The sequence below is a fragment of the Pseudarthrobacter sp. S3 genome (assembly GCF_050156905.1).
Classification (GTDB): domain Bacteria; phylum Actinomycetota; class Actinomycetes; order Actinomycetales; family Micrococcaceae; genus Arthrobacter.
Genome location: NZ_CP189583.1, coordinates 456,325 through 475,387 on the forward strand (window position 1 = coordinate 456,325; position 19,063 = coordinate 475,387).

20 protein-coding genes are annotated in these 19,063 nt (G+C 65.1%); 16 read left to right on the top strand and 4 right to left on the bottom strand.

Features of this window, described 5'->3' with window-relative positions; genetic code table 11:
- Window position 1: 1 nt before the first annotated feature.
- The 6 genes from ACQCSV_RS02225 (at window position 2) to ACQCSV_RS02250 (ending at window position 5,010) form a co-directional block, all read left to right on the top strand.
- Entirely contained in the window at window positions 2-535 is a 534-nt protein-coding gene (locus ACQCSV_RS02225; protein WP_160676747.1) for a DUF3180 domain-containing protein, read from the top strand.
- On the top strand, window positions 516-1,028 hold the full coding sequence (locus ACQCSV_RS02230) for a PH domain-containing protein (protein WP_354155466.1): 513 nt from the start codon (window positions 516-518) through the stop codon (window positions 1,026-1,028). The genes ACQCSV_RS02225 and ACQCSV_RS02230 overlap by 20 nt, the downstream gene beginning before the upstream one ends.
- Entirely contained in the window at window positions 1,025-2,581 is a 1,557-nt protein-coding gene (locus tag ACQCSV_RS02235) for a PH domain-containing protein (RefSeq protein WP_426939084.1), read from the top strand. The genes ACQCSV_RS02230 and ACQCSV_RS02235 overlap by 4 nt, the downstream gene beginning before the upstream one ends.
- Complete coding sequence (locus ACQCSV_RS02240; RefSeq protein ID WP_426939085.1) at window positions 2,574-3,464, top strand: Rossmann-like and DUF2520 domain-containing protein; 891 nt, start codon at window positions 2,574-2,576, stop codon at window positions 3,462-3,464. The genes ACQCSV_RS02235 and ACQCSV_RS02240 overlap by 8 nt, the downstream gene beginning before the upstream one ends.
- A 1-nt stretch (window position 3,465) precedes the next feature.
- Window positions 3,466-4,392: a pantoate--beta-alanine ligase gene (locus ACQCSV_RS02245; RefSeq protein ID WP_354155463.1), complete on the top strand. Its 927-nt coding sequence runs from the start codon at window positions 3,466-3,468 to the stop codon at window positions 4,390-4,392.
- A 288-nt stretch (window positions 4,393-4,680) separates the two neighbouring features.
- A complete protein-coding gene (locus tag ACQCSV_RS02250; protein WP_354155462.1) occupies window positions 4,681-5,010 on the top strand; it encodes an ANTAR domain-containing protein in 330 nt (109 codons plus the stop codon).
- Between the two features lie 70 nt (window positions 5,011-5,080).
- Here ACQCSV_RS02250 and ACQCSV_RS02255 read toward each other — a convergent pair whose 3' ends face one another.
- Window positions 5,081-5,362, bottom strand: a complete 282-nt coding sequence (locus ACQCSV_RS02255) for a hypothetical protein (RefSeq protein WP_426939086.1) — start codon at window positions 5,360-5,362, stop codon at window positions 5,081-5,083.
- Window positions 5,363-5,489: 127 nt separating this feature from the next.
- Here ACQCSV_RS02255 and ACQCSV_RS02260 point away from each other — a divergent pair, with 127 nt between their 5' ends.
- Both ACQCSV_RS02260 and ACQCSV_RS02265 read left to right on the top strand, forming a co-directional pair.
- The gene (locus ACQCSV_RS02260) at window positions 5,490-6,122 is read left to right on the top strand and encodes a TetR/AcrR family transcriptional regulator (protein ID WP_426939087.1); all 633 of its coding nucleotides are present in this window, start codon (window positions 5,490-5,492) and stop codon (window positions 6,120-6,122) included.
- A 254-nt stretch (window positions 6,123-6,376) separates the two neighbouring features.
- Complete coding sequence (locus tag ACQCSV_RS02265) at window positions 6,377-7,852, top strand: DHA2 family efflux MFS transporter permease subunit (protein WP_426939088.1); 1,476 nt, start codon at window positions 6,377-6,379, stop codon at window positions 7,850-7,852.
- 79 nt (window positions 7,853-7,931) lie between these two features.
- On the opposite strand, the gene ACQCSV_RS02270 is transcribed toward ACQCSV_RS02265, so the two are convergent.
- Genes ACQCSV_RS02270 through ACQCSV_RS02280 form a run of 3 tightly spaced genes read right to left on the bottom strand, consistent with a single transcriptional unit; the run spans window position 7,932 to window position 10,590 of the window.
- The gene (locus tag ACQCSV_RS02270) at window positions 7,932-8,768 is read right to left on the bottom strand and encodes an alpha/beta hydrolase (protein WP_354155458.1); all 837 of its coding nucleotides are present in this window, start codon (window positions 8,766-8,768) and stop codon (window positions 7,932-7,934) included.
- 34 nt (window positions 8,769-8,802) lie between these two features.
- Window positions 8,803-9,657 carry an alpha/beta hydrolase gene (locus ACQCSV_RS02275; RefSeq protein WP_354155457.1) on the bottom strand — a complete coding sequence of 285 codons (855 nt, stop codon included), beginning with the start codon at window positions 9,655-9,657 and terminating at the stop codon, window positions 8,803-8,805.
- A gap of 48 nt (window positions 9,658-9,705) precedes the next feature.
- Window positions 9,706-10,590, bottom strand: coding sequence for an alpha/beta hydrolase (locus tag ACQCSV_RS02280; protein ID WP_354155456.1), 885 nt, complete (start codon window positions 10,588-10,590; stop codon window positions 9,706-9,708).
- Window positions 10,591-10,657: 67 nt separating this feature from the next.
- Between ACQCSV_RS02280 and lysS the strand changes: the two genes are divergently transcribed.
- The 8 genes from lysS to dhaM all read left to right on the top strand — a co-directional run bounded on the left by lysS (window position 10,658) and on the right by dhaM (window position 19,035).
- Window positions 10,658-12,190: a lysine--tRNA ligase gene (gene lysS / locus ACQCSV_RS02285; protein WP_426939089.1), complete on the top strand. Its 1,533-nt coding sequence runs from the start codon at window positions 10,658-10,660 to the stop codon at window positions 12,188-12,190.
- A gap of 2 nt (window positions 12,191-12,192) precedes the next feature.
- Window positions 12,193-12,363 (top strand): hypothetical protein, encoded by a 171-nt coding sequence (locus ACQCSV_RS02290; protein WP_354155455.1) that lies wholly within the window; start codon window positions 12,193-12,195, stop codon window positions 12,361-12,363.
- A gap of 154 nt (window positions 12,364-12,517) precedes the next feature.
- The gene (locus ACQCSV_RS02295) at window positions 12,518-12,847 is read left to right on the top strand and encodes a histone-like nucleoid-structuring protein Lsr2 (RefSeq protein ID WP_282329791.1); all 330 of its coding nucleotides are present in this window, start codon (window positions 12,518-12,520) and stop codon (window positions 12,845-12,847) included.
- Window positions 12,848-13,301: 454 nt separating this feature from the next.
- Complete coding sequence (locus tag ACQCSV_RS02300) at window positions 13,302-15,794, top strand: ATP-dependent Clp protease ATP-binding subunit (protein WP_354155454.1); 2,493 nt, start codon at window positions 13,302-13,304, stop codon at window positions 15,792-15,794.
- A 140-nt stretch (window positions 15,795-15,934) separates the two neighbouring features.
- A complete protein-coding gene (locus ACQCSV_RS02305) occupies window positions 15,935-16,450 on the top strand; it encodes an amino-acid N-acetyltransferase (RefSeq protein WP_354161885.1) in 516 nt (171 codons plus the stop codon).
- Between the two features lie 244 nt (window positions 16,451-16,694).
- The gene (dhaK, locus tag ACQCSV_RS02310) at window positions 16,695-17,696 is read left to right on the top strand and encodes a dihydroxyacetone kinase subunit DhaK (protein WP_354155452.1); all 1,002 of its coding nucleotides are present in this window, start codon (window positions 16,695-16,697) and stop codon (window positions 17,694-17,696) included.
- 2 nt (window positions 17,697-17,698) lie between these two features.
- On the top strand, window positions 17,699-18,331 hold the full coding sequence (gene dhaL, locus ACQCSV_RS02315; protein ID WP_354155451.1) for a dihydroxyacetone kinase subunit DhaL: 633 nt from the start codon (window positions 17,699-17,701) through the stop codon (window positions 18,329-18,331).
- A complete protein-coding gene (dhaM, locus tag ACQCSV_RS02320) occupies window positions 18,328-19,035 on the top strand; it encodes a dihydroxyacetone kinase phosphoryl donor subunit DhaM (RefSeq protein ID WP_426939090.1) in 708 nt (235 codons plus the stop codon). Before dhaL ends, dhaM begins: the two co-directional genes overlap by 4 nt.
- Window positions 19,036-19,063 lie beyond the last annotated feature (28 nt).

Genomic DNA, 19,063 nt, shown 5'->3' on the forward strand with positions numbered 1-19,063 from the left:
CGTGAAGCCCATCAACCCCGTGCGCCTGCTGCTGATCGGCGTGGTCCTGACCGTGGCCGGCTGGTCTGCCACCGTGGTGACCACCCGCTACAGCATGGCCACGCCCGTTCTTCCGGCCACCGCGTTGGCCACCATGGGCGTGATTGTTGCCATCACCCTGGTTCTTGGCATCCGCGTGCTCCGGTGGCGCAACAGCACCAAACGCAAGAAGGCGCTGGACCCGATCCTTGCCGCCAGGACCTTGGTGCTCGCCCAGGCGTGCGCCTACGCCGGCACCGTCCTGCTGGGCTGGCACGCGGGGATCTTCCTGGACCAGCTGCGGATCTGGAACCTGCGCAGCGACCAGGACATCACCTGGGTGGCAATCGCGGTTGCTGCCGGCGGCTTGGTGATGATCGTCGTCGGCCTGCTGGTGGAACGGTTCTGCAAGATCCCGCCCGAAGATACCGATGCAGCGCCCGGTGACGGGAAACCCGGCCGAGGGGTACGTGGCGAAGCCGCAGGGGAAGGCGAATATGCGTACAGAGGCGATTGATCCGCCGGGCATCACCTGGCAGCGGGTATCCCCGAAATACGTCACGGTGCGGCTGGTGGAGTGGGCGATCGGCAACCTGATCACGGTGATTGTCCTGACCCTGCCACTCATCTTTGTCCTGCTCGGCTGGTGGCGGTGGCCGCCGCTGTGGCTGGCCATCACCGTCCCGGCGGTGACCCTGGTGCTGGCCATCTGGCGGCTGCTGCTGATCCCGCGCCAGGTGCGCGCCATCGGTTACGCCGAGCGGGACGATGACCTGCTGATCCGCGGCGGCATTTTCTTCCAACGGACCATGACGGTTCCCTATGGCCGCATGCAGTACGTGGACATCGGCGTGGGCCCGGTGGAACGCGGGCTGGGACTCTGCACGCTCAAACTCCACACCGCCTCACCCGGAACCAACGCCACCATCGCCGGCCTGCCCGCTGCGGAGGGGACACGCCTGCGCGAGCAGCTCGCCGCCCGCGGCGAAGCCAGGCTGGCAGGGCTGTGACGGCAGACGTTCCCGGGACAGGCGCGCGGAGTGCAGTTCCGGTAGCGCCCGACGGCGAGTGGCTGCGTGTGCACCCGGCGTCCCCCTTTGTGCGCGGCTGGGTGGCCCTGGCGGCCATCGGGTTTTTCTTCGGCCGGGACTTTTTCGAGCGGTTGCTGCAGGGCCGTCCGCTCTTCGAGGAGGACTTCGCCGGCCGGGCACCCTGGCTGGTGGCCGGCGGTGGCATCGTCCTGGTGGTGACCGTGCTCGGCTTCATCCTGACCTGGTACTTCACCAAGTACCAGGTCTCCAAAGGGTACGTCCGGGTCAACTCCGGATTCCTCTTCCGCCAGCAGCGGCAGGCCCGGCTGGACCGCGTCCAGGCCATAGACATCGTGCAGCCCCTCCTGGCCAGGATCTTCGGCCTGGCCGAACTCAAGTTCGAGGTGGCCGACGCCGGCGAATCGGCCGTCAAGCTGGCCTACCTGCGGATGGACGACGCCCGCCAGCTCCGGGCCACCATCCTGGCACGGGCCGCCGGCGTGGTCCCGGACCCGGCCCGGCCGCAGGAGGCCGCACCCGAGGCACCCGAATACCCGGTACTGTCCGTGCCGCCGTCGCGCCTTATCGGTTCGCTGTTGCTCAGCGAGCAGAGCTTCTTTGTGGTGGTGGGCGGCATCGCCTCCGGGATCCTGTCCGCGGTGACCGAAAACCGCGGCTTCTTCTTCTACCTGATCCCCGCGGTGCTGGGCCTAGCCGCCAGCTACTGGGGCTCCTTTAACAAGGGCTACAACTTCACCGCGGCCATTTCGCCGGACGGGATCCGGCTCCGCTATGGGCTCTTGGACACGCAGGCGCAGACGCTGCCCCCGGGCAGGGTCCAGGCGCTGAAAGTTGCCCAGTCCCCGCTTTGGCGGATCTTCGGCTGGTACCGGATCCAGGTCAACGTGGCCGCTTACGGGGCGGCCGGAAGCAACGGCGAGACTGCGTCCCGGACCACCCTGCTGCCCGTGGGCAAGCTGCCCGACGTGATGAGCATGCTGGCACTCGTGCTGCCGGATCCCGGAACGCCGAAGCCCGGACGCGTATTCGAGGCCGGGCTTTCAGGCCTGGATTCCGACGGCGGTTTCGTCACCACCCCGCACCGCGGCCGGTTCCTCGCGCCGCTGGCCTGGCGCCGCAACGGCTTCGCCACCACGGACACCGCCCTGCTGCTCCGCTCGGGCCGGTGGTGGCGGGAACTGGTGGTGGTCCCGCACCAGCGCACCCAGTCAATGGCACTGCACCAGGGCCCCCTTGCGCGGCGGTTCCGTGTGGCGGACCTTGTCCTGCACACCACGGCGGGACCGGTCTCGCCGCGGCTCACCCAGGCCGGACTTGACGAGGCCCGGGCCCTTTTTGATGCCCAGTCCGCCCGCGCCCGGCTCGCCCGCAAGCGGCAGACCAGCGAACAATGGCTGGCAACGGTGGTTCCCGCACCGGTGGTCGCGCCCGTCGTAACCCCTGTGGTTGTGCCGACCCAAACCCCCCTGCCGCAACAAAGTCCCCAACAGGAAGGCCCGCAACGTGGCTAAGCCCGGACGCCTTGGCGTCGGAATCATCGGTGCCGGGAAAGTGGGTGCCGTCCTTGGTGCGGCGTTGCGCTCGGCCGAGCACGCCGTCGTCGGGGTTTCCGCGGTGTCTGAAGCCAGCCGTGAGCGTGCGGAGACTCTGCTGCCGGGCGTTCCCATCCTGGAGATCCAGGAGATTGTGGAACGATCCCAACTGGTGCTCCTGGCCGTGCCCGACGACGCCTTGGCCGGGCTGGTGGACGGCCTCGCCAAACTCGGGGCGTGGCAGCCCGGACAGATCGTGGCGCACACCTCAGGCCGGTTCGGCGTGGGGGTGCTCCGCCCGGTGCGCGCCGCCGGAGCCATTCCCCTGGCGCTGCACCCCGCCATGACGTTCACGGGCATGAGCCTGGATTTGACGCGCCTGCTGGACTGCACGTTCGGCGTCACGGCGGACGCCGCGATGCTGCCCATTGCGCAGGCACTGGTCGTTGAGATGGGTGCCGAGCCCGTGGCCATCGCCGAGGGGGACCGGACGCTGTACCATGCGGCGCTGGCCCATGGCTCGAACCATATGGTCACCCTGGTGGCGCAGGCTTCCCAGCTGCTCCGCGACGTTGGCGTGGACGCGCCGGAGCGGATGCTGGGACCCTTGCTGCGGGCCACGCTGGAGAACGCGCTCGCCTCCGGGGAATCGGCGTTGACCGGGCCTGTGGCCCGAGGTGACGTCGGGACAGTGGCGTCCCATGCTGAGGTGCTGCGGGAGTACGACGCCGGCGCGCATGGCGATGTGCTGGAGGCCTACCTCGCCATGGCCCGCGCCACAGCACGGCGGGCAAGCAGCCGGGGGCTGCTCAAAGCGGATCAAGTGGCGGCCATCCGCGCGGCCCTGGAAGAGGAGAACTGACATGGCCACGCAACTGGTGACAACTGCCGCAGAGCTCCGCGAAGCGAGTGCCCGGCTGCTCGCCCAGAAGGCGGGCAGATCCCAGGGCCTCGTGCCCACCATGGGCGCGCTGCACGAAGGGCACGCCCGCCTGGCGCGGACCGCCGTCGAACAGAACGACGTAGTGGTGGCGTCGATTTTTGTGAACCCGCTGCAGTTCGGCGATGCGGTGGATTTGGACCGGTACCCGCGGACCCTTGACGCCGACTGTGCCCTGCTGGAAGAACAGGGCGTGGACCTCGTGTTTGCGCCGCCGGTGGAAGAGGTCTATCCCGGCGGCGAGCCGCTGGTGCGTGTGACCGCCGGCTCCCTGGGGGAAAAATGGGAAGGCGCCTCACGGCCGGGACATTTCGACGGCGCCCTCACAGTGGTTGCCAAACTGCTGCACTACGGCATCCCGGGCTCAGGGCTTCCGCCTGCCGGTGCTTTTGCTTCCGGCGGCGGGGGACTGCCGGCCTACCGGGCTTACTTCGGGCAAAAGGATGCCCAGCAGCTGGCTCTCGTGCGACGGATGGTGGCGGACCTGAACTTCCCGGTCGACATTGTTGCCGTTCCCACGGTCCGGTCCGAGGACGGGCTGGCCCTCTCAAGCCGCAACCGGTTCCTATCAGACGAGGAGCGGGAAGCCGCCCTGGTGTTGTCGCGGGCGCTGCGGCTCCTGGCGGAGCGGGCGGACGCCCACCAGCCGCTTGATCTGGAATCCGCCCAGGCCTTGGTGGAATCCCAGCCGTTGGTCGGACTGGATTATTTCGACGTAGTGCATCCCGGCACCCTTGAGCCTTTGGCCGAAAACTGCCGGAAAGTCCCGTTCCGTGGCGAGGGCCTGGCTATCATCGCGGCCAAGGTGGGGCCGGTCCGGCTGATCGATAACGTGCCGCTCAGCAGCTGATATGTTGCGTCCGGCTCCAGGCGCGTAGGGCCTCGGATCCCTGTCCGACTGTGCGCGTATGGGCTATGCTGAAATTGTTGCCCCAGACCTTGGCATCGCCCTATTCGGCGTACTCTAGGAGGACCAGTTCCACGCAGGGCGCCCCACACTTCCTCCGCAGTTAGCCCGGGCCTTATGTGTTGCCCGGTGCATCTGTCCAGTGCAGCCTTATGCACGGCCAGCGGGACGCCGGCCTGCATTGCCCGTTCCCGTGGCAGACCGGCCACGCTCAAGTCAGGAGCGCATCCAATGATCCGCACAATAGATGACGGACGGTCGTATCTCGTCAAAGTGAATGACGCGGGCGTCCTGGACGAATATTTGAATTCGGCCGTTGACCTGGCCCGCCAGTATGCCTCCAGCACTGCCCTGTGCGGGATTCTGGTAACCCGCCACGCGCTGAATACCCGCGTGCTGATTGAGCAGGCGAAAGGCGTCATTGCCCATACGGCCGGGGTGGACATGGATGCAGCGTTCAACCTGCTGCGGAGCCATGCACGCGCCAACAGCCAGAGCCTGCATACGACCGCCGGACAGATTGTGGACCGCAGCCTCACCTTGCAAAGCCGTCCGCTCTAAGCCTTTCTACGGCGGTTGCCTCATGCTGAATCGCGGGCGGGCGCACATTGCGGCGCAGGAGCGTGTTGCTCTACTGCGTTGATCCACCCTGCGGGTCGCGGTTGATCATCAGCTGCTGCAGAAGTGCGCGCTCGGGTTTCCCAGGATTCCGGGCGACGCAACGGCGTAACCTGGCCCGGGCAAGTTCCTCGCCGGGGGCTGTTCCGCGGAGCACTTCATCGATGATTTCCTGCGCCTGCCACCGCAGGGATTCCCGGGCGAAGTAACGGATCTCGGCGGACGCAGCCGTACTTTCTATCCACGGGTCAGTGTCGTTACACGGGATAAAATCGAACGTTCGCTCTGCTGACATCGGGGCCTCCTTGCACCAAGCCGACGAGGCCTTTTAAGGGTACCGTCGGCGTCATAGCACTGCGTTGGAAAAAACATTACAGCGAGTAAGACCGGTCTGTCTGCACCTGGAGTAAACTATTCCTACGATGATTTTTGATGCAGACCACGCTGCAGAGCCCGCCCTGTCTCCTGCGGATTTACCCGCCGAGGCGGCAGTTGCTCCTGCCGATTCCAGGGGCCGGATCCTGGCTGTGGCGTATGAACTGTTTTCCCGCCGCGGGGTGCGGGACGTAGGTGTTAACGAACTGATCGAACGTTCCGGCGTCGCCAAGGCAACGTTTTACCGGCACTTCCCGTCCAAGGACGCACTCGTCCTGGCGTTCCTGGAGCAGCGGGACCAAATATGGACAGTTGATGCCATCGTCGGCCAGGCCAAACTGCGCGGCACAACCCCCGCCGAACAACTGCTTGCTATCTTCGACGTCTTCGGCGACTGGTTTCTCCGCGAAGACTTCGAAGCCTGCTCCTTCATCAACATCCTGCTGGAAATGGGCCCGGCCCATCCGCTGGGCCAGGCCAGCATCGACTACCTGGCCAGGATCAGGGGCCACGTGCAGGCCCTCGCAGAGCAGGCCGGGTTGGACCACCCGGAGGATTTCGCCCGGTCCTGGCACATCCTCATGAAGGGGTCCATCGTCTCAGCCACCGAAGGTGACACCCAGGCGGCGAAGCGGGCCCAGCAGATGGCCGGCTGGCTGATCGAGCACCACCGCAGCTGACAACTGGCACTCCCGCGCGAATGGCCCCTTAAGCCCCGCCCACGAATGCTGCGTTCCCTCGATGCCGAGCACCGGATTGCAAGGAATCAGGCGAAGCCCGGTTAATCCGGCCGGCTCCGAGGCGGCATACTGGATCAAGGTCCGGGCCGAACTAAAAACCTGTGTCCCCGGAATTAGTCCGGACGGTAGAGTGTTGGAATCTGCAGCGAGGTTGCTCGCGAGCCACTTCATTCTTACTCCCTGAGGGAATACCCGTGTCTACAGAAGTCTCTTCGAACGCCTCCGGGCAGCCCGGGCCGGTAGCGGCGCCGAAGTCCGCCGCGGCGGAGAAGATGTCCCGCGAATCCGTGACCATCATCGCCACCCTGCTCGTGGCGACCTTTGTGGTGATCCTGAACGAGACCATCATGAATGTGGCCCTGCAGCGTCTGATGGTTGACCTGCGTGTGGACGCGCCCACCGTGCAATGGCTCTCCACCGGCTTTATGCTCACCATGGCGGTGGTCATCCCCACCACCGGGTTCATCCTCCAGAGCCTGTCCACGCGGGCCGTCTTTATGCTGGCCATGGGTCTGTTCGCCGGCGGCACCGCACTGGCGGCGGTGGCTCCCGGTTTTGAGATCCTGCTCCTGGCCCGCATCGTCCAGGCCGGCGGCACCGCCATCATGCTTCCGTTGCTGATGACCACCATCCTCACCCTTGTCCCGCTGGCCAAGCGCGGCGCCGTCATGGGTAACGTCAGCATCGCCATCTCCGTGGCACCGGCCATGGGTCCCACAGTCTCCGGGCTGATCCTGGAGCACTTCACCTGGCGCTTTATGTTCGTCTTTGTTTTGCCGGTCGCCCTGGCCGCGCTGGCCATCGGCGCCAAGTACCTGACGAACGTGGGTGAAACCGAGAAGACCAAGCTCGATTTCCCCTCCGTGCTCCTGACGGTTCCTGCCTTCGGTGGCTTGGTGTACGGCCTCAGCCAGATCGGCGGCGGCCATGGCGGCCAAAGCGGTCCGGGCACCATGGCCATCGCCGCGCTGGTCATCGGCGTCGGCAGCCTGACGGTCTTTGTGCTCCGCCAGCTCCGGCTGCAGAAGTCCGAAGCCCCGCTGCTGGATCTCCGCGCCTTCAACTTCAGGATGTTCACGGTCTCCGTGCTGCTGATGGTGGTGGCCATGATGGCGCTCTTCGGCGGCGTGATCCTGCTGCCCCTTTATCTGCAGGAAATCCGCGGCCTGGGCTCGCTGGAGACGGGTCTCGCGCTGCTTCCGGGTGGCCTGGCGATGGGCCTGCTGGGCCCGTTTATCGGCCGACTGTTCGACAAAGTGGGCCCGCTGCCGCTCACCCTTACCGGTTCCGTGCTGATGGTGCTGGCCCTGTGGCAGTTTTCAATGCTCGACGCCGGCACTCCGGTCTGGTGGATCATCACCCTCCATGTGGGGCTCAGTTTCGGACTGGCGCTGCTGTTCACGCCGGCATTTACCACCGGCCTGAACCCGCTGCCGCCGCATCTGTACTCTCACGGCTCGGCGATCATGAGCACCGCCCAGCAGGTAGCCGGTGCCGCCGGAACGGCGCTGCTGGTATCGATTTTTGCCGTGGTCTCGGCCGCGTCGGGGCTCGTTGCCGGCATGAGTGCAGCGTTCCTGACGGCCACCGCGATAGCGCTCGCCGCCGTCGTACTCTCTGCGCTCATGCGCAAAACCGAAGGTGCCGCCCCGGGGCACGGCGCCCACTAGCCCACTTTTAACCCAACGCGGGGTCACTTAGCGCCCATCCGGCCCACGGGAATGGGCGCTAAGTGACCCCGCGTTGCTGTTAGCCGGAGAAGAAGTCGCTCAGCTCGGTGATGAGCTTGTCCGGTGCACGGAGGACGCCGTCGTGGCCGGCTCCCGGCAGGATGGTGTAGCTGGAGCCGGACAGGACATCATGGATCTGGCCGCAGGCAACACCGAAGTACGCAGGGCTCTTCTCGCCCACGATAATCAGCGTTTCCAGGGGCAGCTCCAGGAACGGCTCGGCCGGCATGTCCGCTGCGATGATGGCCTTGATTTCCCGGACGCCGGTGCGCATCAGTTCACGCTGCTGCTTGCCTTCGGAAGTGCCCGCGGTGAGTTTGTTGGCCAAGGTCAGCATGGACAGCGGCATGCGGGATGAAAACGCTCCGCCCGCCTCAAGCCCGCGCTGCAGTACGGCTAAGGCGCGGTCGTCGTCCCCGGCGGCCGTGGCGCGTTCGTATTCGGCAGTCCAGTCGGCCTTCACACTGCGGTTCACGGACACGGCGGGGTCATACACAGCCAGCCGCTCCACCGGAAGGGTCCGGGCCGCGTGCAGGGCCACAGCGCCGCCGAAGCTGTGCCCAAAAACGTCCGTGCTGGAGGTGTGTTTCATTACGGCATCCAGGTCCCGGATGTCCCCGTCCAGCGTGTAATCCTCGGCCTGCGGCGAGGATGATCCGCGGCCGCGGCGGTTGAACGTGTGCACGGGGCGGCCCAACGCGGTGCTGAGTTTCTGGGCGAATTTTGTGTAGTCGGCCGCGGTCACCATGGAGGCCGGGACCACAACCACGCCGGAACCGGCGGAGGCCAGTTCAGCACCGGTGGAAAAGAGCTCCAGCGTGCCGCCGTCGGGGGTCTTGATGTTCTCGCTCGTCATGATCCGAGCCTAGCTGAGCAACCTGCGGAAAGCCTCAGCCCTTGAAGTAATCCGCGATGTCAGCGACAAGTTCCTTAACTGCGGCCGGAATGGAGCCATGGAAGCCGTTAGGTGAGAGCTCGAACGTGCTCCCCGGGACGGCCGCGTGAAGGCGCTGGGCGGTGACCTTGTAGTAGCTCGGGCTCTTGCCGCCCACCATAAAGTGCGTGTTGGCGGGCAGGACGGCGAAGTTCCTTGCATGCTCGGCTTCGCCGTACGCGGCCCGCAGTTCGCCCACGCCGGTTGGCATCAGCCCCCGGAGCATCTTGTTCACTTTGGTGCGCGACACCACAGCCATCAGCCCCGCAAGGACAGGCTCGGGGATCTTCGAGAGCGCGGTGCCAGGCTGCATGCCCTTTTTCATTCGGGCCATGGCATGCCCCACTCGGCCGGCGTTCACCGCGGCCTCGAACTCGTCCAGCCAGGACATGTCGATGCTGCCGTCGATATTGACTGCGGCGTCGTAGACCGCCAGCTTGTCCGGTTCGTATGAGGTGCCTGCGAACTCCTGGACGGCGTTCAGCGCCACCGATCCGCCCAGGCTGTGGCCCAGGACGTTGCGGGCACCCGTCGCATCCATGACCGTGCGGACATCGGCAATTTCCGTGGCCATGGAATAATCCGCCGGCTGCTCGGTGGAGTTGCCCCGCCCACGCCGGTCGTAGACGTCCACTGCCCACCCGTCTCCCAGCCCGTCGGCCAAAGCCATCGAGAACGGCCGGTAGATCAGGGCCGTGAGGAAGGCTCCGCCGATGACCACCACACGGCGTTCTCCCGGCGCATCCTCGGTTCCGTAGCTGTACAAAGCCAGCCTGCCGCCGTCGTGCGTGGGGACTTCCTGTGCTTTCACGCTCCCCATCCTAGGCGCGCGGTAAGGCTCCCCACCGGGCAAGGCGACCTACCGGCGCCTCCCCAGAGTTCGGGCCTGGCCGTCGCTGCCGTTGATGAACCGGGCAATCCGCACGGCCAGGCCCTTGCCGGGCCGGATGGGCCCCTCGTGCAGCTGGCCGGGGACCACCTGGAAGGTGATTGATGGCGCTGCGGCCGCCAGCTGGCGGCCGGTCTCGGCAAAATACGCCGGACTCCAGCCGCCGCTGAGCATCAGGACGGGGGCGGTGAGGGTGGTGAAATTCTCCAGTTCGGCGTCGGCGTCCAGTACCGCCCGCATTTCGTTGACGGCCGTGGGCAGCAGCTGGCGCATTTCCGCGCCTAGGTTGGTTTTGGCGGAGAGAATGCTCAACATCCGCAGCGCGCCGAGCGGCAGGTAGGACAGGGGACCGGCCGTGGCCAGGCCCTGGACCAGGTGCGCCCAGGCATGGTTAAGCTGGCCTGCGGTGACGGCGTCCTCAAGCTCCGGCCGCCAGCGGTGGCTCAGGTTTCCGGACAGCGACACCGCGGCGTCATAGGTCACCAACCGGCCCACGGGCAGGGTCCGGGCCGCCTGCAGCGCCACGAAACCGCCATAGCTATGGGCCACCACGTCCGTGGAACCCGTCTCGCGCATGACCGCCGCAAGGTCGCTGATCTCCGTCTTCACCGAATAGTCCTCCGGCTGCGGGGCGGACCCCGCCCTGCCGCGGCGGTTGTAGCAGTGCACCGGCCGGCACAGCAGGACGCTGAGCTTCCGGGCAAAAGGCCGGTAGAGGGCGTCCGTGACCAAAGTGCCGTGGATGAGTACGACGCCGGGAGGTCCCGCCGTCGTCGGGTCCAATCCTGCGGGGGTACGGAAGGAATGGACGTCGAGGCGCCCGCCGTCCTCCGCTTCAACTTTCCACGTCTCCACAGCCCGAGTCTATGCCCGGGCGGCTGCCGGGAACCGGTGGCGGGAATGCCCGGTAAACTTGGGGATTGTGACTCCCCAAAACACCCCCACCCCAAAAAATGTCCCAGAGCCGCTCGACGCCAGCGAGCAGATGCGCATCCGCATGGACAAGCGCGCGAAGCTGATTGAGCGCGGCACCGAGGCATATCCGGTCGGTGTGGAACGCACGCATTCCCTCACGGAGATCCGCGAAAAGTACTCTCACCTTGAGGCTGACGACACCACCGGCGACGTTGTGGGCATCACCGGCCGCGTGGTTTTTGTGCGCAATACCGGCAAGCTCTGCTTCGCCACACTCCAGGAAGGCGGAGTTGACGGCAAGGGCACCCGGCTCCAGGCGATGCTCAGCCTTGCCAACGTCGGCGAGGAAGCGCTCGCGGACTGGAAGGCGGTGGTGGACCTGGGCGACCACGTGTTCATCAAGGGTGAGGTGATTTCCTCCCGCCGCGGCGAGCTGTCCGTGATGGCCGAGTCCTGGTCCATGGCTTCCAAGGCACTGCGCCCGTTGCCGGTGCTGCACGCGGAACTGAACGAGGAAACCCGCGTCCGTCAGCGGTACGTGGACCTGATGGTGCGCGATGAAGCCCGGGAGATGGTCTATACCCGCGCCGCGATTACCCGTTCCATCCGCGAGAGCCTGCACCGCCACAGCTACGTCGAAGTGGAAACCCCCATCCTGCAGCTGGTCCACGGCGGCGCCCTGGCCCGCCCGTTCGAGACGCACATGAACGCGTTCGACCAGAAGATGACCCTACGCATTGCCACTGAGCTTTACCTCAAGCGCGCCGTGGTGGGCGGGATCGATCGCGTCTACGACATGGGCCGCGTCTTCCGCAACGAGGGCGTGGACTCCACGCACAGCCCCGAATTCACCACCCTTGAGTGCTACGAAGCCTGGGCTGACCAGTTCGTCATGGCCGAGCGCATCAAGGAGATCATCCTGGACGCCGCTGACGCCGTGGGTGTGGGCCGCACCCTCCAGACCGATGCCGGGGAGATCAGCCTCGACGGCGACTGGGCCTGGGTTTCGGTCTACCCGGGACTGTCCGAGGCCGTTGGCCAGGAAGTCTCACCGGACACGTCGCTTGAGGTGCTCCGCGAAATCGCGCAAAAGCATGAGGTCAAGATCGACCCGAAGTGGGACGCCGAGAAACTGGCCGTTGAACTGTTCGGCGAAATTGTGGAACCCACGCTCCTGAACCCCACCTTTGTGTACGACTACCCGCCGTCTGCCCAGCCGCTGGCCCGCCCCCACCGGAATGACGGCCGCCTGATCGAGGCTTGGGACCTTATCATCGGCGGCATGGAGCGCGGCACGGCCTTCTCCGAGCTGATCGACCCCGTCATCCAGCGCGAGCGGCTGACTGAACAGTCGCGGCACGCTGCCGCGGGCGATGACGAGGCAATGCAGCTGGACGAGGACTTCCTGCGGGCCCTCGAATACGGCGCGCCGCCCATGGGTGGCATCGGCCTCGGCATCGACCGGCTGGTGATGTTGTTCACCGGCGCCGGTATCCGCGAAACCATCCTTTTCCCGCTTCTGAAGCCCGAAGGCCACTGACCATGGAATATGTAGCCGTACTCCTGCCCTCGTTGGTGGTTGGCCTGCTTTTTTGGTTTGCCATGAAATCCATCTTCAATGCCGATAAGTCCGAGCGTCAGGCTGAAGCACGGGCCCAAGCCGAGGCGGAATCGCGTTCCGGCGCGCCCGTGAACGAACAGAACCCCGAATAAGACAAATAGCTCGAAAGAGATTTGCGTGGGTTCCTGTGGATATCCACAGGAACGATTGAACGCTTTGACGCGTTGCCATAAAGAGGCCCATACTTTTTACAGGAACATCCTCATTTTCTGACAACCGAACCTTTCCAAGAGGAAGACATATTTAATGGCACAGAAAGTAAACATCATCCTCGTCGATGATCTTGATGGGGGATCCGCGGACGAAAACGTCCGTTTCGGCCTCGATGGGGTCAGCTACGAAATCGATCTGTCCTCGGCCAATGCGGCCGAGCTCCGTTCTGCCTTGGGGCGCTTTGTCGCCGCTGGACGCAAGACCTCGGCCGGCAGGCCTACCCGCACCAAGCCGGTTGCAGGCACCCGCCCCAACGACTCCGCGCAGATCCGCCAGTGGGCGCGGGATAACGGCTACACGGTTAACAGTCGCGGCCGAATTCAGGCTGAAATCCAGGAAGCCTACCAAAAGGCAAATTCCTGACCTGCGCATCTCCATCGGCGTGATAGGCCCTGTCTTCACCTTCGGGGTGGGGGCAGGGTTTTTTGATGCCAATTGTGAATGCGCAAAGACGGACTTTGGCATGCGCGAACCCTTGCTGGCCAAAGATCTTCAGCCGTGCCGTTGGGCAAATCTCCGCGCGATTTCCTTACGGCGAGCCGATGATTCGGTTTGAGCCTCTGGTCTGGGTCGCCGGCGCGAATTCTCCCACTCAAATCTTTGCGTGGCGGGAGACACCCGAAATGTCTCTAATTAGCGGGCCTTAGTGATCCTTGAGCCGTCGTCGTCCCTTACTGCGTTCCGCTCCTGACGCCGCGGTCATGAGCAGGATGACGGGAGGTTGAACACGTCATGTTTCCCCTGTGGCGAACACGCTCCCCAATAGTGGGTCTGCCACGTAGCATCAAAGTACGTCGTAGCTAGGAGTGTGGCGAAAATGTTTGAGCGATTTACGGACCGTGCCCGTCGCGTAGTTGTGCTTGCCCAAGAAGAGGCACGCATGCTGAACCACAATTACATTGGTACCGAACACATCCTCTTGGGTCTGATCCATGAAGGTGAGGGCGTTGCCGCCAAAGCTCTTGAGTCCTTGAGCATTTCGCTCGACGGTGTGCGCGAGCAGGTACAGGAGATCATCGGCCAGGGCCAGCAGGCCCCATCCGGTCACATCCCCTTTACCCCGCGCGCCAAGAAGGTGCTGGAACTTTCCCTGCGGGAAGCCTTGCAGCTGGGCCACAACTACATCGGCACGGAGCACATCCTGCTGGGCCTCATCCGTGAGGGTGAAGGCGTTGCCGCTCAGGTGCTGGTCAAGCTGGGCGCAGACCTCAACCGCGTCCGTCAGCAGGTCATCCAGCTCCTCTCCGGCTACCAGGGCAAGGAGACTACCGGCGCAGGCGTCGGTCCCGGCCAGCCCGAGGGCACTCCAGCCGGCTCCGTGGTTCTGGACCAGTTCGGCCGCAACCTTACCCAGGCTGCGCGCGAGAACAAGCTGGACCCGGTGATCGGACGTGAGTCCGAAATGGAACGCGTTATGCAGGTCCTTTCGCGCCGCACCAAGAACAACCCTGTGCTGATCGGTGAGCCCGGCGTCGGCAAGACCGCCGTCGTCGAAGGCCTCGCCCAGGCAATTGTGCGCGGCGACGTCCCGGAAACCATCAAGGACAAGCAGCTGTACACCCTGGACCTCGGTTCACTGGTGGCCGGCTCCCGGTACCGCGGTGACTTCGAAGAGCGACTGAAGAAGGTCCTCAAGGAAATCCGCACCCGCGGCGACATCATCCTCTTCATCGACGAAATCCACACGCTTGTGGGTGCCGGCGCTGCTGAAGGTGCCATCGATGCTGCGTCCATCCTGAAGCCCATGCTTGCCCGCGGTGAACTGCAGACCATCGGTGCCACCACCCTGGATGAGTACCGCAAGCACATCGAGAAGGATGCCGCGCTCGAGCGTCGTTTCCAGCCGATCCAGGTCAAGGAGCCCTCTGTCGCACACGCGATCGAGATCCTCAAGGGACTGCGTGACCGTTACGAGGCGCACCACCGCGTCACCATCACCGACGGCGCCCTCACCTCGGCCGCGAACCTAGCCGAACGCTACATCTCGGACCGCTTCCTGCCGGACAAGGCCATCGACCTGATCGACGAGGCCGGTGCCCGGTTGCGCATCCGCCGGATGACCGCCCCGCCGGAACTGAAGGCCATGGATGAGCGGATTGCCAAGCTGAAGATGGAGAAGGAATCCGCCATCGACGCGCAGGACTTCGAAGGTGCCGCTTCGCTCCGGGACAAGGAGCAGAAGCTCATCACTGAGCGTGCCGAGAAGGAACGCCACTGGAAGTCCGGCGGCATGGATGACATCTCCGAGGTGGACGAGGATCTCATCGCCGAGGTGTTGGCCAACTCCACCGGCATCCCGGTCTTCAAGCTGACCGAGGAAGAGTCCACGCGCCTGCTGAAGATGGAAGACGAACTGCACAAGCGTGTGGTGGGCCAGAATGAGGCCATCAGGTCCCTGTCCCAGGCGATCCGCCGCACCCGTGCAGGCCTGAAGGACCCCAAGCGTCCGGGCGGCTCGTTCATCTTTGCCGGCCCCACCGGCGTCGGCAAAACCGAGCTGGCCAAGGCCTTGGCGGAATTCCTGTTTGGTGACGAGGACGCCCTCATTACGCTGGACATGTCCGAGTACTCCGAAAAGCACACTGTTTCACGGCTCTTCGGTGCCCCTCCGGGCTACGTCGGCTACGAAGAGGGTGGCCAGCTCACTGAGAAGGTCCGCCGCCGTCCGTTCTCCGTGGTCCTGTTCGACGAAGTGGAGAAGGCGCACGCTGACCTCTTCAACTCACTCCTGCAGATCCTTGAAGACGGCCGCCTGACCGACTCCCAGGGTCGCGTGGTGGACTTCAAGAACACCGTGATCATCATGACCACCAACCTGGGCACCCGGGACATCTCCAAGAGCGTTGCCACCGGCTTCCAGTCCGGCACGGACACCCAGACCGGCTATAACCGGATGCGGGCCCGTGTGACGGAGGAGCTCAAGCAGCACTTCCGTCCGGAGTTCCTGAACCGTGTGGATGACGTTGTGGTGTTCCCGCAGCTCACCCAGGACGAGATCATCGAGATCGTGGACATGTTCGTTGGCCGCCTGGAGAAGCGCCTGGCGGACAAGGACATGGGCATCGAGCTCACCACCGCGGCCAAGGTGCTCCTGGCCACCCGCGGCTACGATCCTGCTATGGGTGCCCGGCCGCTGCGCCGCACCATCCAGCGCGAGATCGAGGACCAGCTCTCCGAGAAGATCCTGTTCGGCGAGCTCCACGCCGGCGACATCGTTGTAGTGGACGTGGATGGCGAAGGCGACGACGCCAAGTTCACGTTCGCTGGCAACGCTAAGCCGCGCATCCCGGAGATCGCTCCCAGCGTCTAACCACCAAAAGCGAAGGCCCCGCCACTCCGAAAGGAGCGGCGGGGCCTTCGTGTTGTCCGGTTTTCCGGTGTTGAGTCCGGGAGCGCTCCAGCCCAGCGGGAGCGGCCGAAGCCGGCCGTGCGCCACCGTAGGATTATGGGGTGACCGACTCTGATTCCTTCCACATCCGTTCCGCACGTACCAGTGACGTGGCCGCCATCAAGGGCCTTGTGGCGCCGTTGGCGGAGCAGCGGATCCTGATGGCAAAAGAGACGGTTGCCTATTACGAGAGCCTCCAGGAATTCCGGATCGCAGAGGCCCATGACGGCGAAGTCATCGGCTGCGGTGCGCTGCACGTTATGTGGGAGGACCTCGCTGAAGTCCGTACGCTGGCCGCGTCGGATGCATGGCGCGGCAAGGGAGTGGGGCATGTGCTCGTGGAAAGCCTGCTGGCCGCAGCCCGTGAACTGGGCGTGGGACGGGTCTTTTGCCTCACCTTCGAGGTGGATTTTTTCAAGCGCCATGGCTTCGAGGTCATGGCCGACCAGACGGCAGTGGACCCGGTGGTCTACTCCGAGCTGCTGCGCTCCCATGACGAAGGCGTTGCAGAGTTCCTGGACCTGGCGCGGGTCAAGCCCAACACCCTGGGCAATACCCGCATGATCAAGACCCTCTAATCACCTCTGGTCACCCTGCCCGCGCAACTGCGGCAAGAAGGCACCCTGTGACATAAATAGCTTTAAATCGAATTGATGGATAAACTGAACGGGGTTGCAGCGTGGGGGCCTGCCGTAAGGGACGGTCATTGGGGGCTGTCCCTTACCGCTTCCGCCGAATCGTCGCAGGCTACCGGACTTTGCGCGGCGGTAGTAGGGTCGAAGTGCATCCTCCAGGAAGCACCCACACCCCAGGAGTTCTGCCATGAAAAAACTCATCAACGATCCCCGCTCCGTGGTTGACGAATCCGTCGAAGGATTCGGTCTAGCCCATGCGGGACTTGTCACCGTCATCGCCGATCCCAAGTACGTCACACGCAAAGACGCGCCTGTGGCCGGAAAAGTCGGACTCGTTTCCGGCGGAGGAAGCGGCCACGAGCCGCTCCACGCCGGTTTTGTCGGGCTGGGAATGCTCGACGCCGCGGTGCCGGGGGCGGTGTTCACTTCACCGACGCCGGACCAGATCCTCCCGGCCACGCTCGCCGTTAACTCCGGCGCCGGCGTCGTCCATATCGTGAAAAACTACACCGGCGACGTCCTGAACTTCGAGACCGCAGCGGAACTGGCGCAGGCCGAAGGGGTGGACATCCGCACGGTCCTGGTGAACGATGACGTTGCGGTGGAGGACTCCCTGTACACCGCGGGCCGCCGTGGCGTGGGTGGCACCGTCCTGGTGGAGAAGATTGCCGGCGCAGCGGCTGAACGGGGCGACAACCTCGATGCCGTGGCCGCGATCGGCGTCCGCGTCAACAGCAATGTCCGCACCATGGGGGTCGCCCTGTCCGCGTGCACCGTACCGCACGCGGGAACGCCCAGTTTCGACCTTGCGGACGATGAAATCGAGATCGGCATCGGCATCCACGGCGAGCCCGGCCGGCACAAAATTCCGATGGAGAATGCCGACGGCATCACCGACCGCCTGCTGGACCCGGTCCTCACCGACCTGGGCATCACGAGCGGCGAGAAAGTGCTGCTGTTCGTCAACGGTATGGGCGGCACGCCCCTGAGTGAGCTTTACATCGTCTACCGCCGCGCTGCCCAGGTTATCGCAGAACGCGGAGCCGTCATCGAACGCTCGCTGGTAGGGAACTACATCACCGCCCTCGAAATGCAGGGCTGCTCCATCTCCGTGCTACGGCTCGACGATGAACTGACGCAGCTGTGGGATGCCCCCGTGCACACTGCAGCCCTGCGCTGGGGCGTGTAACTGTGATCCTGGACGTGAACTGGGCCGTCAGGTGGCTGACGCTGTGCGCCCAGGCCATGGCGGAAAACCGGGTCTGGCTCATCGAACTGGACCGTGCCATCGGGGACTCCGACCACGGCGAGAACATGGACCGCGGCTTCCAGGCCGTGCTCGACAAACTGGCCGAGGCGCGGCCGGAGACTCCCGGCGCGGCGCTGAAGCTGACAGCCATGACACTGATGTCCAAGGTGGGCGGCGCCGCGGGACCCTTGTATGGAACCGCGTTCCTGCGCGCCTCCACCGCGCTGGGAGACGCGGCCGAGATTGATCCGGGGCGCCTTGCCGAAGCGCTCGGGGCTGCCCGCGACGGGATCGTGGCCCGGGGCAAGGCCGAACCCGGCGACAAGACCATGGTGGATGCCTGGACCCCCGCAGTGGAGGCTGCACAGGCCGCCGCCAAGGACGGTGCCGGCACCGTCCTTGGCGTGCTGGTGGCTGCGGCCGAAGCGGCTGAAGCCGGCGCTGTGGCCACCGACCAGTTGGTGGCCCGCAAGGGCCGCGCCAGCTACCTGGGGGAGCGGAGCGCGGGCCACCGCGATCCGGGCGCCGCCTCAAGTGCGCTGATTCTCCGGGCGGCCGTTGGGGCCGCAGCGTGACAGTTCGTCTGGTGGTGGTGTCCCATAGCGAAAAAATAGCCGACGGCGCCGTGGAACTTGCCGCCCAGATGGCGCCCGACGTCGTCATCCTCGCCGCCGGGGGCACAGCAGACGGCAGGATCGGAACGAGCCTGGAAAAAGTCATGTCCGCCCTGGACCAGGCGGCCGGCGGCGATGGCGTGGTGGTCCTGACAGACCTGGGATCTGCCGTGATGACGGCGGAATCGGCCTTGGAGCTCGTGGAGGAGCCGGCCGGTGTGCTTCTGGCGGACGCGCCCTTGGTGGAGGGCTTGGTTGCTGCCGCGGTGGCCGCGCAGGGCGGTGCTGATGCGAAGGCAGTTAAACGTGCCGCCGAAGCGGTCTACGGACTGGGACCGGACGTGACGGCTGCTTCGCTGGCCCTGGCTGCGAGTACAGTGGCTGAAGGGTCCGTCACCGGTCCGGGGCCGGACTTCACCGGCGACTTCGAACTGGTGAACGAGGCCGGAATGCACGCCCGTCCGGCCGCCAAGATCGCGGGCGGCCTGGCGTCCCTCAACGCCGAAGTCACGGTCAACGGCGTGGATGGCGCGTCAATGACATCTTTGATGATCTTGGCGGCAGGCAAGGGATCCATGCTCCATATCGAGGCTTGGGGGCCCGACGCAGAGCGTGCCCTGAACTACGTTGGCGGCCTGGTGCAGGCCGGCTTCGGCGAGCCGTAGGCCGTGGACTGATATGGGCGTTGCTGGC

Bases quoted from the DNA above. Each gene is read 5' to 3' on its own strand.
- ACQCSV_RS02295 (WP_282329791.1), top strand. From the start codon at position 12,518: ATGGCACAGAAAGTAAACATCATCCTCGTCGATGATCTTGATGGGGGA.
- ACQCSV_RS02230 (WP_354155466.1), top strand. From the start codon at position 516: ATGCGTACAGAGGCGATTGATCCGCCGGGCATCACCTGGCAGCGGGTA.
- dhaK (WP_354155452.1), top strand. From the start codon at position 16,695: ATGAAAAAACTCATCAACGATCCCCGCTCCGTGGTTGACGAATCCGTC.
- ACQCSV_RS02290 (WP_354155455.1), top strand. From the start codon at position 12,193: ATGGAATATGTAGCCGTACTCCTGCCCTCGTTGGTGGTTGGCCTGCTT.
- ACQCSV_RS02250 (WP_354155462.1), top strand. From the start codon at position 4,681: ATGATCCGCACAATAGATGACGGACGGTCGTATCTCGTCAAAGTGAAT.
- ACQCSV_RS02300 (WP_354155454.1), top strand. From the start codon at position 13,302: ATGTTTGAGCGATTTACGGACCGTGCCCGTCGCGTAGTTGTGCTTGCC.
- ACQCSV_RS02245 (WP_354155463.1), top strand. From the start codon at position 3,466: ATGGCCACGCAACTGGTGACAACTGCCGCAGAGCTCCGCGAAGCGAGT.
- ACQCSV_RS02270 (WP_354155458.1), bottom strand. From the start codon at position 8,768: ATGACGAGCGAGAACATCAAGACCCCCGACGGCGGCACGCTGGAGCTC.
- ACQCSV_RS02255 (WP_426939086.1), bottom strand. From the start codon at position 5,362: ATGTCAGCAGAGCGAACGTTCGATTTTATCCCGTGTAACGACACTGAC.
- ACQCSV_RS02260 (WP_426939087.1), top strand. From the start codon at position 5,490: ATGATTTTTGATGCAGACCACGCTGCAGAGCCCGCCCTGTCTCCTGCG.